This is a genomic window from Rhodococcus sp. NPDC054953 (genome assembly GCF_053609225.1).
This window is the reverse complement of the sequence record NZ_JBSGXD010000002.1, coordinates 221400-237795: the sequence shown is the minus strand read 5'-3', so window position 1 is coordinate 237795 and position 16396 is coordinate 221400. Positions and strand designations below refer to the sequence as shown.

Below are 16396 nucleotides of genomic sequence, written 5' to 3'. Positions count from 1 at the left end.
GTGTCTGTCAGGAAGACATAAACACTCAAACGGGGCCGCCAAAAATTCCCAGGCCGCCCCGCTTAAAGCGCGAGGGGGTTGGCCATGGGCCGCGGCCGGGCTAAGGCAAAGCAGACCAAGGTTGCACGCGAGCTCAAATACAGCTCGCCCACGACGAACTTCGACAGCCTCCAACGCGAGCTGTCGGGTGGCTCGTCGAGCTCCCACCGGAACGGGTCCTACAGCGATCAAGGTTCCGAGGACGGCGCATCGCGCTGGGACGACGACGACTCCGACGACTGGCGCCGCTGACTCAGCTGAGCATCGAATGAGGGGGAGCCCCACGGCTCTCCCTCATTTTCCGCATGTGCACCCCACCGGGTGCCGCGCGGTGTCGACGAGGTTCGGAACAACGCGAACCGCCCGGATCCGATCGGATCCGGGCGGTTCGTCGTCTGTCGTGACTCGGCGTCAGAAGCGCGGGTGGTCGCCGACCAGCCGCACCAGCTCACCGTCCTGCTTGTCCGATGCCTTCGCGACGGTGCCGAGCGTCCAGCAGTCGATGTGGCGCGCCGTGAGCACCGCAAGGGCGCGGTCCACGTCCTCCGGAGCGACAATCGCGACCATGCCGACGCCCATGTTGAAGGTCGCCTCCATCTCGGCACGCTCGACCCGGCCACGCTGACCGATCATCGTGAACACCGGTGCGGGACTCCACGTTCCGCGATCCAGTTCGGCAACGAGACCCTTCGGCATCACCCGGGCCAGATTGTTCGCGAGGCCCCCGCCGGTGACATGGCAGAAGGTGCGCACGTCCGTCTCGGCGATCAGCGCGAGGCAGTCCTTGGCGTAGATCTTCGTCGGCTCGAGCAGTTCCTCGCCGAGCGTGCGGCCGAACTCCTCGACGTGCCCGGTCAGCGACATCCGGTCGATCTCGAGGAGCACCTTCCTGGCCAGCGAGTAGCCGTTCGAGTGCAGACCCGACGACCCCATGCCGATCACCACGTCACCGGGACGCACCCGGTCCGGGCCGAGCACCGCGTCCGCCTCGACGACGCCGACACCGGTGGCCGACAGGTCGTAGTCGCCGTCCGCCATCACCCCGGGATGCTCCGCGGTCTCGCCGCCGAGGAGTGCACAGCCCGCCTGGATGCAGCCCTGCGCGATGCCGCCGACGATCTCCGCGACCCGCTCGGGGACGACCTTGCCGACCGCGATGTAGTCCTGCAGGAACAGCGGCTCGGCGCCGCACACGACGAGGTCGTCGACGACCATCGCGACCAGGTCGAGGCCGACGGTGTCGTGCTTGTCGAGGGCCTGCGCGATCGCGAGCTTGGTGCCGACGCCGTCGGTGGACGCCGCGAGCAGCGGCTCCCGGTAGCCGCCCTTGAGCGCGAACAGGCCGGCGAATCCGCCGAGCCCGCCGAGCACCTCGGGACGGCTGGCCTTCTTCGCGAGCGGGGCGAACAGCTCCACCGCCCGGTCACCTGCCTCGATGTCCACACCGGCGGCGGCGTAGGAGGCACCGGCGGGGCGGGCGTTCTGGTCGTCGGTCATCGGGTTTCTCAGCTCCAGCTGTGATCTCGCCAGTGCGCCTGGCACTGTCTGGGTGTACGGGGCGCCGGATGCACCGGCGCAAGTATGCGGCCTCGGCGGCCGATCAGGGGCGACTCAGCGCACTCGCGTTGTCGTTGTCGGACCTCGGCGCCGCTCCCGCGGTGCTGTCGAGCATGCCCTCGAGCACGTTCTTGCCGATCGACGTCTCCGTCGGCAGCGCGATCGGGTACTCGCCGTCGAAGCAGGCCATGCACAGCCGGGACGCGGGCTGCTCCGTCGCCGCCACCATGCCGTCGATCGAGATGTAGCCGAGCGAGTCGGCGCCGATCGAGCGCCGCACGCCCTCGACCATCTCCTCCACGTCGCCGGGCTCGTGGCTGGTGCCGCCCGCCCCGTTCGCGATCAGCTCCGCCGGTGACGCGAAGTCGATGCCGTAGAAGCAGGGCCACTTCACCGGCGGGGACGCGATCCGCACGTGGATCTCCAGTGCGCCCGCCTCCCGCAGCATCCGGATCAGTGCGCGCTGAGTGTTGCCGCGGACGATCGAGTCGTCGACGACGATCAGGCGCTTGCCGCGGATCACGTCGCGCAGCGGGTTCAGCTTCAGGCGGATGCCGAGCTGGCGGATGGTCTGCGACGGCTGGATGAAGGTGCGGCCCACGTAGGCGTTCTTCATCAGGCCCTGCCCGTAGGGGATGCCGGAACCCTGCGCGTAGCCGACCGCGGCGGGGGTCCCCGACTCCGGGACCGGGATCACCAGGTCGCCGTCGATCGGGTGTTCCTTCGCCAGGCGGCGGCCGATGTCGACGCGGGTCGCATGCACCGACCGTCCCGAGATCGTCGTGTCGGGGCGGGCCAGGTAGACGTACTCGAAGACGCAGCCCTTCGGCGTCGGGGCGGCGAACCGGGACGACCGCACGCCGTCCGCGTCGATCGCGAGGAGCTCACCCGGCTCGATCTCCCGGACGAACGAGGCGCCGACGATGTCGAGCGCGGCGGTCTCGGAGGCGACGACCCAGCCGCGGTCGAGACGGCCAAGCACCAGCGGCCGGACACCGTGCGGGTCGCGCGCCGCGTAGAGGGTGTGCTCGTCCATGAAGGTCAGGCAGAACGCGCCGCGCAGGGTCGGCAGCAGCTCCATCGCGGCCTGCTCGATCGTCCGGTCCCCCGCCGCGTGCGCGAGGAGCGCGCCGACGATGTCGGAGTCCGAGGTCGCACCGCCGGGCCGCTTGCTGTTCATCAGCCCGGCCGCCCGCGCCCGGTCGGCGAGCTCGGCGGTGTTGACCAGGTTGCCGTTGTGCCCGAGCGCGATGCCGGTGCCCGCGGTGGTGGTCCGGAAGATCGGCTGCGCGTTCTCCCAGGTGGTGGAGCCGGTGGTCGAGTAGCGACAGTGCCCGACGGCGACATGCCCGGGCATCGCGCCGAGGGTCTGCTCGTCGAACACCTGACTGACCAGGCCGAGGTCCTTGAACACCAGCACCTGCGCGCCGTCGGCGACGGCGATGCCCGCGGCCTCCTGGCCGCGGTGCTGTAGCGCGTACAGGCCGTAGTAGGTGAGCTTGGCCACATCCTCGCCGGGAGCCCAGACGCCGAAGACGCCACACTCCTCGCGGGGCGGCTGCTCATCCTGGTCGGACAGGTCTGCGGGTGCGAGAAGATTCGGGCTGTTGACCGACAGGTCGGCTGAAGTCACCGGGGTGCTCCCTTTGGGGGTGGGTGCGGGGGGCAGGCCCAGTCTACGGCCAACGAGAGGGTGCACCTACCACGGGTGCCGCGCTGTCGTGCCGGTCACAGCGTTCACCGCGGGCATCGTCACATCGGCAGCAGCGGCAGCCAGTGGCCGAGGTCACCGGCCCGGCTGCCCGACGCCGTCACAGTTCCCGCCGCAACCGCGTCCTCGAACGCGAGCGCGCCGGTGACGAGGCGCAGCCAGGTCCGCGGGTCGGTCTCGACGACGTTCGGCGGCGTGCCGCGCGTGTGGCGCGGACCCTCAAGGCACTGCACGGCAACGAACGGTGGAACCCGGACCTCGACGGAGGACCCGGGTGCGACGTTCTCCAGGGTGCGCGCGCTGAGCCGGACCGCGGCCGCGAGTTCCGGACGGGGCGGCGGCGCGGCGTCCGCGTCGGTCAGCCAGTCCCGGACCGCGAGCACCGCGGTCCGCATTTCGGCGGGGTCGATCCTGCGGCGGGCGGTCACCGCACCACGCTACCGGCACGCCCGCGCACCGCCCGGCCCGCCGCCGCCTCCGCGGCGACGGCCCCGCCCGCGTTCACCGCGAGGTGCAGCAGGGCAGGCGCGAGCACGCTGCCGCTGCGCCCCCGCAGCAGGTCGAACAGCACTGAGGCCGCGGCCGTCAGCGCGACGGTCCCCGGCACCGAGTCGCCCGCGTGCCTGGCGGGGGTCACGTGCCACAGCCCGAACGCCGCGGCCCCGAACGCGGGCGCCCACCGGGGCGAGGCGCGGCGGGCCAGCGCGTACAGCACGGACCGGAACGCCAACTCCTCCGCGAGCACGGTGCCGACCGGGATGTGCACGAACACCCATTCGGTGTGGTCGGCGCGGCGCGCACCGGACGCCATCCGGGTCCGCACCGGCGGCGTGGCGAGCATCGCCGGGTAGGCCACCGCGGGGACGATCGAGGCCGCCGCCCCCCACCGCAGACCGGCCCCCGGCGCGCGCCAACCCAATTCACGATCATCGACGCCGCAGGCCCTGGCCGCCGCGGACAGCCCGACGGCGGCCAGCCCGTTTACCGCCGCACGACCACGGGCCCCCAGCCCGAGCCTCGGCAGGACCGCGGTGTTCCAGCCGACGAGCAGCGCCGCACACCCCACCGCGACCGCCCCGTCCCGCGCCCGCCGCCCGCCGAGTGAACGGAACCGTTCACTCGATCTAATCGACTGAACGGTTCCGTTCACTCGGTCGTGGAGGGTCACTTCTCGGGGCCCTGACGACCCGCGTTCGCGTCCAGCACCGCGCGGACGCGTTCGGTGTCCGCCTGCGTCCAGCCGTCCGGGGCGGCGACCGCGACCCATCCGTCGAGCACCGTGGTTCCGTAATTGTGGCCGTGCCCGTCCGGGACCCCGGCCGCATTCGCCAGGTCTGCGGCGACCTGCCAGAACGTGACAAACGGGAACCAGCGCATGCTCGGCAGCCGGTCGTAGCCGGGCGGCTCGGATAGCCAGTCCGGGCGGTTGAAGATCAGCTCCGGGCTCCACCACACCACCGGATCGGACGGGTGCTGGAGGTAGAGCACCCGCGGGTACAGCCAGGGCCCCGGCTCCGCGCCGATCGCGGCGGCGTCCTCGGCGAACCGGACCACCAGCCCGTCCGAGTACACCGGCTGAACCTCGGGGCTGCCCGGGTCGCGGCGCGCGACGAGGGTGCGCCACAGCGGGTTCGTGTTCGGCGGCCCCACCCACAGCACCCCGTCGACCATCTCCCGGATGTCGGCGAGCCCGTCGAACGCCGCCTCGCCCGCCTGGGTTCCCAGCGATTCGCCGTACACGAACAGCTTCGGCCGGGTCGCGGCGGGCTCCTGCAGCCAGCGGTCGTGCACCCGGTGGACCAGCGCCCGGCCCGCCTCGGCGGCCTTCTCCCGGTCGGCGAGGAACGAGATCCAGCTCGGCAGGTACGAGTACTGGCTCGCGACCAGTGCGGTGTCCCCGTTGTACATCAGCTCGACGGCGTCGGCGGCGGTCGGGTTGACCCAACCGGTGCCGGTGGTCGGGATGACGACCAGCGCCTCCCGCTGGAACGCGCCGGTGCGTTCGAGTTCCCGGATCACGACGTCGAGTCGGGCATTGGTGTCGTCGGCGGTACCGAGACCGGCGTACACCCGGATCGGCTCCTGCGCTGGGGCGCCGTTGTACGCGGCGAGCTGGTCCGCGTGCAGCCCGCGGTAGACGAACTCGCGTCCCTCGTATCCCAGGGTGTCCCACGGCGCGTACGACTCGACGCTCCCGGACCGTTCCGGCCGGATCGGCCGCACCACGCCCTCCCTGGTCTCGTCGTTCTGCAGGCTGAACGCCGAGTTCACGAACGAATACGCAGCGTTGACGAGCACATCGGTGACGAGGGTGTAGCCGAGGAACGCGACGAGGGCGAACCCGATCGGCGCGGCGGCGGACCGGGGCACCCGCAGCCAGGTGTTCAGGTAGCGGGCGATCAGCCGCACCAGGTCCCGCAGCACCCGCCACAGCGAGATCAGCAGCGCGGCGACGAGCACGCTCAGGCCGAGGGTCCGCAGATAGCCGGTGGTCGTGGTGCCCTCGGCGCCCATCAGCGCGGCCAGCTCCCGCTGCCAGCTCGCCGAGTACACCAGCATCACCAGCGCGGCGATCACCGACAGCACCGGCACGGCCACCTTGATCGGCGTCGTCGCCCGCGTCGGGGGCGGCCACCACGACAGTTTCGACAGCCAGTACCGGTGCGCACCCCAGCCGAGGACGCACCCGACGGCGTAGCCGATCGCCGCGGTGATGCCGCCGATCAGGCCCTGGTACAGCCAGTCCCGCGGCAGCAGCGACGGGGTCAGCGACCAGCAGAAGAACAGGGCACCGAACGCGATGCCGGTGAAGTCGAGGCTGAGCAGGCCCCACGCCCACGCGACGAACGGATGCTTGTCGGCGAGCCGCTCCGGCGCCCACGGCGCCGTCCACTCCCGGACCCGGTTGACCCACCGATCGAGGGCGCGGACCTCGCCCGAACGCACCGGAACCCGGGACGGTTCGGCGGCTGCCTGGTCCGTCCCGGGTTCCCGGGTCGCTTCCGTGTCGGTCACATGGCTATCCAAACAGCGCAGGCAGCGTTCCTTCGGAGGTCGCGCGCAGCGTGTCGAGGGTGACGGAGAAGTGCCCCTGGACCTCGACGGAGTCGGAGCCCTCGTCGACGACGCCGATCCGCACCCACGGCAGGTCACGGGCCGAGCACATGCCGGTGAAGCGGGTCTCCTCGGTGCGCGGCACCGCGACCAGCACCCGGCCTGCGGACTCGGAGAACAGCGTGACGAACGGGTCGGCGTCCTCGGGCAGCAGGATCCGGCAGCCCGTCTCCCCCGCCAGCGCGGCCTCGACGACGGCCTGCGCGAGACCGCCCTCGGACAGGTCGTGGGCGGCGGAGATCAGCCCGTCGCGGGACCCGGCGAGCAGGATGTCGGCGAGCAGGCGTTCGCGTTCGAGGTCGACCTTCGGCGGGACACCGCCGAGGTGGTCGTGCTCGACCTGCGCCCAGATGGAGCCGTCGAACTCGTCGTTGGTGTCGCCGAGCAGGATCAGCGTCTCCCCCGGCTCCAGGCCGAGACCGGTGGGGATGCGGCGGTGCACGTCGTCGATGACGCCGAGCACGGCGACGACAGGGGTCGGCAGGATCGCGGTGGCGCCGGTCTGGTTGTAGAAGCTGACGTTGCCGCCGGTGACCGGGATGCCGAGCTGCGCGCAGCCGTCCGCGAGCCCGCGCACCGCCTGCTGGAACTGCCACATGACGCCCGGATCCTCGGGGGACCCGAAGTTGAGGCAGTTGGAGACGGCCTTCGGGGTGGCTCCGGTGACGGCGACGTTGCGGTACGCCTCGGCCAGCGCGAGCTGCGCGCCCGTGTACGGGTCGAGGGCGGTGTAGCGGCCGGACGCGTCCGTCGCGAGGGCGATGCCGCGGCCGGTCTTCTCGTCGACCCGGATCACGCCGCCGTCGGCGTTCTCGGCGAGGACCGTGTTGCCGCGGACGTAGCGGTCGTACTGCTCGGTGATCCACTTGCGGCTGGCCAGCTGCGGGGAACCGACCATCTTCAGCAGTGTCGCCTCGAGCTCGGCGTCCGTCTCCGGACGCTTGAGCCCGGCGGTGGTGTTCGCGACCAGCGCGTCCTGGCTGTCCGGGCGCTGCACCGGACGCTCGTAGACGGGGCCCTCGTGGGCGATGGTGCGGGCGGGGGCGTCGACGACGGTCTCGCCGTGCCAGTCGATGACGAGGTGCTCGCCGTCGGTGACCTCGCCGATGACGGTGGCCAGCACGTCCCACTTCTTGCAGACGGCCATGAAGGCGTCGACGTTCTCCGGGGTCACCACGGCGCACATGCGCTCCTGGGACTCGCTGGAGAGCACCTCGGCTGCGGTCATCCCGGTGGCGCGGGTGGGCACCCGCTCGAGGCTGATGTGCATGCCGCCGTCGCCTGCCGCGGCGAGCTCGGACGTGGCGCAGGACAGCCCGGCGCCGCCGAGGTCCTGGATGCCGACGACCAGCTTCTCCCGGTACAGGTCGAGGCAGCACTCGATGAGGACCTTCTCGGTGAACGGGTCGCCGACCTGGACGGCGGGCAGCTTCTTCGGGCGCCCGCCCGCGCTCTCGTCGAAGGTCTCCGATGCGAGGACGGACACGCCGCCGATGCCGTCGAGGCCGGTGCGGGCACCGAACAGGATGATCTTGTTGCCGACGCCGGACGCGAACGCCAGGTGCAGGTCCTCGACCCGCATCGCGCCGGCGCACAGCGCGTTGACGAGCGGGTTGCCCTGGTAGGACGCATCGAACACGGTCTCGCCGCCGACGTTCGGGAGGCCGAGGGAGTTGCCGTAGCCGCCGACGCCGCGGACGACACCGTCGACGACGCGGCGGGTGTCGGGGTGGTCGACCGCACCGAAGCGCAGCTGATCCATGACCGCGATCGGGCGGGCACCCATCGCCATGATGTCCCGGACGATGCCGCCGACGCCGGTCGCGGCGCCCTGGTACGGCTCGATGTACGAGGGATGGTTGTGCGACTCCACCTTGAAGGTGACCGCCCAGCCGTCGCCGATGTCGACGACGCCCGCGTTTTCCCCGATGCCCGCGAGCATCGACGCCCGCATCTCGTCGGTGGTGGTCTCCCCAAAGTACTTCAGGTGCACCTTGGAGGACTTGTAGGAGCAGTGCTCGGACCACATCACCGAGTACATCGCCAGTTCGGCGTCGGTGGGACGGCGGCCGAGGATCTCCCGGATCCGGGCGTATTCGTCGTCCTTGAGTCCCAGTTCCCGGTAGGGCTGGGCGACGTCGGGGGTCGCTGCGGCGTGGGTGACGGTATCGACCTGCGGTGACACGGGGAGTCGGGTCCCTTCCCTGGAGGAATCGAATGGGCAGTCCGGCGAGGCGCTGCCAGCGCAAAGTCTAGCCCGCTGCCCCGACACCTTCCGCACTGGTCACCGCACGTGGGCACGGTCACGTCAGCGCGGGGTCACCGTCGAGCCGAACGGACCGGCCCGGCAGGACCTTCGGGTCGCTGCCGGGCCGGCGCCGGTCGCTCAGCCGTCGATCGTCTGCCCCTCGGCGGGGACGTCGACACCGAGGAGCTCCGCGTCGCCGGTCGTCGCCGGGTCCGGCCGGTCGACCTGGTCCGTCGACGCCATCCGCAGCCCGCTCAGATCGGTGCGCATGTAGATGACGTTGTAGCGATCCCAGGTGGTGATGACGTACTCGAGATGCTGCCCCCGCGTCCACGGGTGCATGAACCCGCCGTACAGGCCGGGCAGCAGGACCGAGCTGACGATGGTCTGCTTGCCGGACCACGGACCCTCGAGCCGGTCCGCCTGCCGGATGACCAGCCCGGTGACGTCCGTGGACATCGCGACGTACTTGTTCAGGTAGTCGTTCCACTGCACGGACAGCTCGCTGACCGGCGCCGGGATGACCGGCACCGCCCGAGTCATCTCGGCGACCCACGCGCTGCCATCCCAGTACCGGTACGCGGTCAGGTCCAGAATCTGGTTGCTCGGCACCCGTGCCAGTCGGGCACCGCCGCTGCGGCCGGACTGGGTGCCGTACTCGTAGACGAAGCCGTCCTTACCGTCCACGAACGCGCTCTGCTGGAAGTTCGCATTGCCGGGGTCCACCGCGGGGATGCCGGGGATGCCGAGACCGTCGACATTGGCCCGCACCGACGCGACGTCCGATGTCCAGGTCTCCCCGTCGTTGCCGGAGACGGCGATCGCGGAATAGTTGACCGTCCACTCACCGGGGGTGTCCCAGCTGCGGACCGACATGTACCGCACGTACTGCTTGCCGCCGATCGCGATGCCCGCGGTCGGGATGGTGGTGTACTCGCCGGGGATGCCGAAGCCGGGGATGATCTCCTTCGAGTGGTTGGGCCGGTCCAGCGGCGAACTGTCGATTCGCATCCCGTCGGCGAGCGTGGTGTCCGAGCTGCGGAACAGCACGTTGCTGCGCCAGTCGTCGTCGTCGACACCGCACTCGCCGACGGTGTCGCCGAACGCCATGAGCACGCGGTGATCGGCGCCGGCGCCCCCGTTGTCCCACATGATCCCGAGATCGGTTCCGGAGACGCTGAACCGGTTGATGGTGTCGTTCGGGCTGCCGGGCCCGGTGACCATCTCGATCGCCTTCGTTGCGCCGGTCAGCCGGGGCACCGCGCCGTCGGGCGACCCGGTGATCCACGGGAGCGCCCTGCCGATCGAACCGGCGGAGCCGCCGGAATTCTGGCCGCACGGCCCACCGGGCGGGGTGATCGACGACCCCGAGGACCCCGAGGACCCGAGGGACTGCGCCGACGACGGCGCCGCTGCGGTGGCGGCGATCAGCACCGCGACCCCGGTGGCGACCGCCGCGGCCCGGCCGCGGCCGAGGACGGACGACTTCGACTGACTGGGACTGTGCACGAGCGTGTGTCCTCCCGATCGACGGACGTGACCCGCGGACCCACCCGGCCCCGCCGCACCCACCCAACCACGACATCGGAGTGGCTGCTGGGACTGATGGGGCAATTGTTATCTGGAGTGGGTCCCGGTACGCACATCGTCACCGGGTCGGCGGGCGGACGCCATCCGATGTTCGATCGACAGTCACGGTGCGGGCGCCGGTGGTCACTCCTGCGGCGTGAGGAACGCGGCGAGCGCGTCCGCGTACGACGCGACGTCCGCAGCGCCCATCAGCTCCCGCGCCGAATGCATCGCGAGTTGCGGCGCCCCGACGTCGACGGTGGACAGCCCGGTCCGGGATGCGGTGATCGGCCCGATCGTCGATCCGCACGGCAGGTCCGCGCGATGCACGTACCGCTGCAGCGGAACCGCGGCACGATCGCACGCCAACGCGAACGCGCCAGCGCCCGCGGCGTCGGTGGCGTAGCGGAGATTCTGATTCACCTTGAGCACCGGTCCCCCGTTCACCAGGATCCGATGGGCGGGCTCGTGCCGGTCCGGGTAGTTGGGGTGGGTGGCGTGCGCCATGTCCCCCGACGCGCACACCGACCCCGCCATCGCACGCAGGAAGTCCTCGCGGCCGCCGCCGCGACCGAGCACGATTCGCTCGAGCACCGAGTTCAGCAGGTCCGAGAAGGCGCCCCGGTCGGACATCGACCCGACCTCCTCGTGGTCGAACAGCGCGAGGACGGGGATCGCCTCGCCAGGGGCCTCGGCCGCGGCGAGCAGCGCCCGGCTGCCCGCGTAGCAGGTGCCCTGGTTGTCCAGCCGAGGCGCGGACACCAGCTCGTCGTGCAGTCCGACGACCACGCTCGGCACCAGGTCGTGGGTCATCAGTTCCCAGCCGAGCACCGCGTCCGCGTCGACCCCGGCCTCCCCGGCGAGGAAGGCGAGGAAGCTGCGCGGCGACGACCCGACCCCCCAGATCGCGTTCAGGTGCCGCTGCGGATCGAGGCTGACGCCCTTGCGCTCCTCGGACAGGTGAATCGCCAGCTGCGGCACCCTCAGGATCGGTCGATCCACCCGAATCAGGTGTTCCCGCAGTCCGTTTCCCTCCCGAACGCTGAGTCGACCGGAAATGCCGAGGTCGCGGTCCAGCCACGAGTTCAGCCACGCACCGCCATACGGTTCGAGACCGACCATCTGCCAGCCAGCTGAGTCGAGGTCGGGGTGCTGCTTGACCCGCAGATTCGGGCTGTCGGTGTGCCCCCCGACGATCCGGAACGGCGCCGCCCCGGACCCGGCCTCCTCGGTGCTCCACGCGACCAGCGACCCGCCGCGCACCAGGAAGTACCGGCCCGGCGCTGCGGGCCAGCCATCGGTTTCGCGCAGTTCGACGAAGCCGGCCGCGGCCAGCTCGGCCGCCACGGTCGCGCACACGTGAAACGGGGACGGCGAGGCATCGACGAAGGAACAGAGCCCGGAAGCGGTGGCATCGGTCATCGTGGACATGACCGTGATCCTAGAACCGTCCGGGCGCCTGCCCCGATACGCGGAAACCGATCCCGTCCGGCCGGTCCGGGCTCGACTAGGGTTGACGGACCGGATCAGCTACCCCGCCCGCCCCAATCACGGGAGTACCGAATGCCTGAAACATCGTCCGCCGCAGCCACTCCCGAACCTCAGACGGTGTCCTACCCGCTGACACCTGCGGCGGTCTTTCTGGTCGTCACGATCAACGACGACGGCGAGGATGTCGCCCGTCGGGTGCTCGCCGAGGCCGCCGGGCTGCGCCGGTCGGTGGGACTGCGGGTGCCCGGCGCTGGCCTGGAACTGATCGCCAGCATCGGCTCGGCCGCGTGGGACCGGCTGTTCACCGGCCCGCGTCCGGCCGACCTGCATCCGTTCCCGGCGCTGCGCGGCGGCAAGCACCAGGCACCGTCGACACCGGGCGACCTGCTGTTCCACATTCGGGCGATGACGATCGACGCGTGCTTCGAACTGGCGCACCAGATCACCAAGCGGCTCGGCGACGCCGTCACCGTCGTCGACGAGGTGCACGGCTTCCAGTACTTCGAGAACCGGGACCTGATCGGGTTCGTGGACGGAACCGAGAACCCGAGCGGGACGAAGGCGGTCGCGGCGGTGACGGTCGGCGACGAGGACCCGCTCTTCGCCGGCGGTTCCTACGTGCACGTGCAGCGGTACGTGCACGACCTGGTCTCCTGGGAGGCGTTGCCGGTGCCCGAGCAGGAAAACGTGATCGGCCGAACGAAACTCGAGGACATCGAGATGGGTGACGATGTCAAGCCTGCGAACTCGCACGTGGCGTTGACCGCGATCAAGGACGGGCAGGGCAGCGCGCTGGAGATCCTGCGCGCGAACATGCCGTACGGCCGGGTCGGCGGCGAGATGGGCACCTACTTCATCGGCTACTGCAAGGATCCGGCGGTCACCGAGCGCATGCTGGAGAACATGTTCCTCGGCGATCCGCGCGGCAATTACGATCGGCTGCTGGACTTTTCGGTCGCGGTGACGGGCTCGGCGTTCTTCACTCCGAGCGCCGACTTCTTCGAGGCGCTGCCCGCCGCCCCGGCGTAGCCGCCGTACCGCGGCGAGCCTGCCCCAGTCCCACTCAGTGACACGGATCACGAATCCGGAGGCGAAGACCCGTACCTTCGCATCCCCGTTGTCATTGAGAAGGGACACACTCCCGTGCGATTCACCCGCCCGCTGATCGTCACCGTTGCCGCCGCCGCGGTGCTACTCACCGCCGCGTCCGGCGCCTCGGCCTTCGAGGGATCCAGTGCGGCACCGCCGTCCGGCGACACCACCCCCGCCCCGCTTCGGATCCTGCTGACCAACGACGACGGCTGGGATGCGCCGGGGATCACCGCGACCTATCGGGCACTGACCGCGGCCGGTCACGACGTGACGATGGTCGCGCCCGCGCAGAACCAGAGCGGGAAGTCGGCGGCGATCGACTTCCAGGGCAAGCTGACGGTCGCCCACCCGAGTGGCGATCCGAAGGTGTACTCGGTCACCTCGACACCGGCCGGGTCCGCGATGTTCGGGATCAACGAGGTGTTCAAGGACGCCAAGCCCGATCTCGTCGTGTCGGGGACAAACGTCGGGTCCAACGTCGGGCTTCGACACCAACTATTCGGGGACCGTCGGCGCCGCCGTCGTCGCGAGCGGCGGCTTCGGCATCCCCGCGATCGCGATCAGCACCGATACCAGCCGCGACCCGGAGCTCGTCCCCGCATACGACCAGACCGCGGCGCTGCTGGTGCGGATCCTCGACGGCGGGATCCCGCGCACCTCCCCCGGCACCGTCCTCAACATCAACTACCCGCTGCTCAAGGACGGCGCCACCACGCCCAAGGGCATGAAGTACACGCCGATGTCGTCCGCGTCCGCGGCGGACATCCGGTACTCCCGGATCGACGACACCACCTACGAGATCAAGCCCGGCCGGGCCGCGACCCCGCCCGCGGCGGGAACGGACTTCGCCGAACTGGACGCCGGGTTCGTCACCTTCACCCTCCTCGACGCCGACCGCACCGCGGACCGCGCCGATGCGGCAACGATCACCCGCCTGGTCAGGTCCCTGAGCTGACGCGCCTGCGGTGGGTCCGCGTCCCATCCCGGATGCCGGCCCACCGCCCGAGTGTCGCCGACCCGATGAGATCGCGGCGGCGGGTAGGTTGCGATCATGTCGGCCGGCACGCTGCTGTTGTACGCCATCGGGCTCAATCTGTATGCCCTGCTGCTGATCTACCTGCGGTCGTGGATCTACCGGGCTCCGGTGTACCGACCGATGGTGAAGAATTTCGTCCTGTCGGCGCTACCACTGCTGATCCTCGTCGTGGTGCTCACGGTCTTCGTTGCCGCCAGCGGACTGGGTGCGCGTCCGGTGGCGATCGTGGTGGCCGTGGTCGGATTCGTGACATGGCTGCTTATGCTGCCCAATTCGGGATACTTGATCACCGAACTCAACCTCAACCACCGCCGCGACCACGAATCGGTTCCGCTCTGGTACGACATCATCGCGGTCCTGACTTTCGCGATGTCCGGGGTGGTGAACACCGTGCTCGGTGTGCTCGCTGCGCAACTCGTCTTCACCCTCGCGATATACGGCGACTCCAACACAGCACTGCGGTCGGCGCCGGTGCAGTCGGTGCCGGTGGTTCTCGTCGCGCTGGTGTCGGTGGGCATCTATCTGGGCCGTTACCTGCGCCTGAACAGCTGGGACGTCCGGTCACCGCGCCGCATGTACGGCAAGGTGCGGGACCATTTCGACTCCCGAAGCGCGTGGGCCAATTTCCTGCTGTTCTGCCTCACCCACACGGTGTTCCTGCTGCTGATCTACGGGCTGATCGCCGGACCGCTGCTGGACGCGGTCGCGAACTCGCCGGACCTCGTCGTCGAGGACTAGTGCCCCGGCAGCACGCAGGCGGTGTCCAGGCCGAGCACGTGGTTGAGCCTGCCAAACGCCAGCCACGCGCCGATGCTCATCGACAGTTCGACGATCTCGGCGTCGGTGTACCGCGCCTTCATCCGCGCCCAGAACTCCTCGTCGAGGCCGTGATGGTCGAGTGCGTAGCGTTCGGCGTACTCGGCGGCGAGCCGGGTGCGATCGTCGAAAGTCTCGGTGGTGCGCCAGCTCTCGACGGCCTCGTCGAACCCGTCCTCGACCTTGACGCCGTCGCGTTCGGTGCGCCAGTCCTGGCAGAAGATGCACCCGTTGATCTGCGCGATCCGCAGCCGGGCCGCCTCGAAGGCGCGCAGGTCGATCGTCGAATGCTCGTACACGGACAGCGAGAACTGGGAGGCGGGGATCCCGATGCCGGGCACCATCTCGCCCCACACGTAGCCGATCGGGTCCTTGTCCTCGGGGAGGTCAATGATCATGCCGGGGTCCTTTCCGGTGCCGGGGTCCCGTGCGTTGCCCGGGTCCCGCGAGTTGCCGATGTGCCGTGCGCTGCCAGCCTGCCGACCGCGGGGCGCAGCGGCACGTCGAGTGCGTCGTAGAGTCCCGGCTCGTGGTCGACGAGCCAGTCGATGGCCCCGACCAGCCGCCCGACCGCGGTCGCGTTGCCGCCCGCCGACCGGTTGCCGCCCTCGTCGGTGGCCTCGACGGCGACCTCGATCCGGGGCCTGCCCTCGATGATCACCCGGTGCGCGCCGTCCCCATCCGGCGGCGTCGGCCAGTCGGGGGCGCAGGAGGGATGGATGCGGGTGACGTGTTCGATGACGATGACGGGGTCGCCGTCGACGATGCCCTGCACCTCGAACCGCAGGGCGCCCTGGGTGCCCGCCTCGAAGTCGCCCATGGCCGGGGTGGTGACGGTGGCGTCGAGGGCCCGCCGGTCCAGGGTTTCGCGGATCTCGTCGAGCTCGACGCCCAGCGCCCGCGCGATCATCCGAACCTGGCCGCCCCACACCATGGTGGGAACGGACGGCGCGACCATCGGCGGCAGGTAGTCCATCGGCTGCCCCATCCCGACCAGGTAGCGCACCGAATCGGGCTGGTCGTAGGTGGTGTAGTCGAAGATCTCCTGGCAGCGGATCGCGTCGATCCGGGTCGCGAGGCCGCTGAGCAGGATCGGCAGCACGTCGTTGCCCCATCCGGGGTCGATGCCGGAGGCGAAGAACGAGCCGCCCCCCTCGTCGATGGCGGCGCGGATCGGGTCCCGCAGCTCCGGCGGGGCGCTGCGGTGGTCGTAGAGCGGATACAGGGCGGGGCTGACGACCACCGCGCCCGCCCGGATCGCCCGGCAGATGTCGGCGAGCGCCTCGGCCGGACGAACGTCCCCGGAGGCGGCGTACACGACGGCGGCTGGCCCGGCGGCGAGGACCGCGTCGATGTCGTCGGTCGCCGCGACCCCGAGGTCGCGCCCGGCATCGCCGAGGTCGCCCGCATCGCGACCCACCTTGTCGGGGTTGTGGACGAGGACGGCGGTGAGATCGAGCGCGGGGTGCGCGTCCACGGCACGGATCGCCGCCCTGCCGACGTTACCGGTGCCCCACACGACGGTGGTGATCATGCCGGGAACGGTACCCACCTGAAACAGGTTCCCGCAGAGGTTCAACCAGATCACCGGCCGTGGAGGGGGTTCCCCCGCACCCCCCGCCCCTCGCGCTTTGTGCTTCCGTCTCCCAGGTCGGACGGGCACCCCCCCCCCCCCCCCCCCCCCCCCCCCCCCCCCCCCTTCCCCCCCCCCCCTGCCTGGATA

Annotated in this window: 14 protein-coding genes and 1 pseudogene; 5 read left to right on the top strand and 10 right to left on the bottom strand. The window is 70.6% G+C overall.

What is annotated here, in order from left to right; translation table 11 throughout:
• The first annotated feature begins 84 nt into the window (after nucleotides 1–84).
• Complete coding sequence (locus ACWF62_RS02765; RefSeq protein ID WP_378509088.1) at nucleotides 85–291, top strand: DUF3073 domain-containing protein; 207 nt, start codon at nucleotides 85–87, stop codon at nucleotides 289–291.
• Nucleotides 292–450: 159 nt separating this feature from the next.
• On the opposite strand, the gene purM is transcribed toward ACWF62_RS02765, so the two are convergent.
• From purM to ACWF62_RS02725, 8 genes are all read right to left on the bottom strand, one after another.
• Entirely contained in the window at nucleotides 451–1536 is a 1086-nt protein-coding gene (purM, locus tag ACWF62_RS02760) for a phosphoribosylformylglycinamidine cyclo-ligase (protein ID WP_378570133.1), read from the bottom strand.
• Between the two features lie 103 nt (nucleotides 1537–1639).
• Nucleotides 1640–3229: an amidophosphoribosyltransferase gene (gene purF / locus ACWF62_RS02755; RefSeq protein ID WP_378509090.1), complete on the bottom strand. Its 1590-nt coding sequence runs from the start codon at nucleotides 3227–3229 to the stop codon at nucleotides 1640–1642.
• A 119-nt stretch (nucleotides 3230–3348) separates the two neighbouring features.
• Complete coding sequence (locus ACWF62_RS02750) at nucleotides 3349–3735, bottom strand: sterol carrier family protein (RefSeq protein ID WP_378509091.1); 387 nt, start codon at nucleotides 3733–3735, stop codon at nucleotides 3349–3351.
• The gene (locus ACWF62_RS02745) at nucleotides 3732–4436 is read right to left on the bottom strand and encodes a CPBP family intramembrane glutamic endopeptidase (RefSeq protein ID WP_378570197.1); all 705 of its coding nucleotides are present in this window, start codon (nucleotides 4434–4436) and stop codon (nucleotides 3732–3734) included. The genes ACWF62_RS02750 and ACWF62_RS02745 overlap by 4 nt, the downstream gene beginning before the upstream one ends.
• 35 nt (nucleotides 4437–4471) lie before the next feature.
• A complete protein-coding gene (locus ACWF62_RS02740; RefSeq protein ID WP_378570196.1) occupies nucleotides 4472–6253 on the bottom strand; it encodes an alpha/beta hydrolase in 1782 nt (593 codons plus the stop codon).
• Nucleotides 6254–6326: 73 nt separating this feature from the next.
• Complete coding sequence (gene purL / locus ACWF62_RS02735; RefSeq protein WP_452629355.1) at nucleotides 6327–8606, bottom strand: phosphoribosylformylglycinamidine synthase subunit PurL; 2280 nt, start codon at nucleotides 8604–8606, stop codon at nucleotides 6327–6329.
• A gap of 201 nt (nucleotides 8607–8807) precedes the next feature.
• Nucleotides 8808–10178 carry a DUF4185 domain-containing protein gene (locus tag ACWF62_RS02730; RefSeq protein ID WP_378570131.1) on the bottom strand — a complete coding sequence of 457 codons (1371 nt, stop codon included), beginning with the start codon at nucleotides 10176–10178 and terminating at the stop codon, nucleotides 8808–8810.
• 204 nt (nucleotides 10179–10382) lie between these two features.
• Entirely contained in the window at nucleotides 10383–11669 is a 1287-nt protein-coding gene (locus ACWF62_RS02725) for a M18 family aminopeptidase (RefSeq protein WP_452629354.1), read from the bottom strand.
• A gap of 132 nt (nucleotides 11670–11801) precedes the next feature.
• Between ACWF62_RS02725 and ACWF62_RS02720 the strand changes: the two genes are divergently transcribed.
• The 4 genes and pseudogenes from ACWF62_RS02720 (at nucleotide 11802) to ACWF62_RS02705 (ending at nucleotide 14595) form a co-directional block, all read left to right on the top strand.
• Entirely contained in the window at nucleotides 11802–12758 is a 957-nt protein-coding gene (locus ACWF62_RS02720; protein ID WP_452629353.1) for a Dyp-type peroxidase, read from the top strand.
• Between the two features lie 114 nt (nucleotides 12759–12872).
• Nucleotides 12873–13247 (top strand): annotated as a pseudogene (locus ACWF62_RS02715) (5'/3'-nucleotidase SurE); the annotation flags it as partial.
• Nucleotides 13174–13776, top strand: coding sequence for a 5'/3'-nucleotidase SurE (locus ACWF62_RS02710; RefSeq protein WP_452629352.1), 603 nt, complete (start codon nucleotides 13174–13176; stop codon nucleotides 13774–13776). The pseudogene ACWF62_RS02715 and the gene ACWF62_RS02710, both read left to right, overlap by 74 nt.
• A 96-nt stretch (nucleotides 13777–13872) precedes the next feature.
• Nucleotides 13873–14595, top strand: coding sequence for a DUF1361 domain-containing protein (locus ACWF62_RS02705; RefSeq protein WP_378570127.1), 723 nt, complete (start codon nucleotides 13873–13875; stop codon nucleotides 14593–14595).
• Here ACWF62_RS02705 and ACWF62_RS02700 read toward each other — a convergent pair.
• Both ACWF62_RS02700 and ACWF62_RS02695 read right to left on the bottom strand, forming a co-directional pair.
• Complete coding sequence (locus tag ACWF62_RS02700) at nucleotides 14592–15071, bottom strand: carboxymuconolactone decarboxylase family protein (RefSeq protein ID WP_378570126.1); 480 nt, start codon at nucleotides 15069–15071, stop codon at nucleotides 14592–14594. The two genes, ACWF62_RS02705 and ACWF62_RS02700, sit on opposite strands and share 4 nt — an antisense overlap.
• Entirely contained in the window at nucleotides 15068–16207 is a 1140-nt protein-coding gene (locus ACWF62_RS02695) for an NAD(P)H-dependent amine dehydrogenase family protein (protein ID WP_378570125.1), read from the bottom strand. The genes ACWF62_RS02700 and ACWF62_RS02695 overlap by 4 nt, the downstream gene beginning before the upstream one ends.
• Nucleotides 16208–16396 lie beyond the last annotated feature (189 nt).

Excerpts from the sequence above, each read along its gene's own strand:
- ACWF62_RS02765 (WP_378509088.1), top strand. The coding sequence starts at position 85 with ATGGGCCGCGGCCGGGCTAAGGCAAAGCAGACCAAGGTTGCACGCGAG.
- purM (WP_378570133.1), bottom strand. The coding sequence starts at position 1,536 with ATGACCGACGACCAGAACGCCCGCCCCGCCGGTGCCTCCTACGCCGCC.
- ACWF62_RS02725 (WP_452629354.1), bottom strand. The coding sequence starts at position 11,669 with ATGTCCACGATGACCGATGCCACCGCTTCCGGGCTCTGTTCCTTCGTC.
- ACWF62_RS02720 (WP_452629353.1), top strand. The coding sequence starts at position 11,802 with ATGCCTGAAACATCGTCCGCCGCAGCCACTCCCGAACCTCAGACGGTG.
- ACWF62_RS02705 (WP_378570127.1), top strand. The coding sequence starts at position 13,873 with ATGTCGGCCGGCACGCTGCTGTTGTACGCCATCGGGCTCAATCTGTAT.
- ACWF62_RS02700 (WP_378570126.1), bottom strand. The coding sequence starts at position 15,071 with ATGATCATTGACCTCCCCGAGGACAAGGACCCGATCGGCTACGTGTGG.
- ACWF62_RS02695 (WP_378570125.1), bottom strand. The coding sequence starts at position 16,207 with ATGATCACCACCGTCGTGTGGGGCACCGGTAACGTCGGCAGGGCGGCG.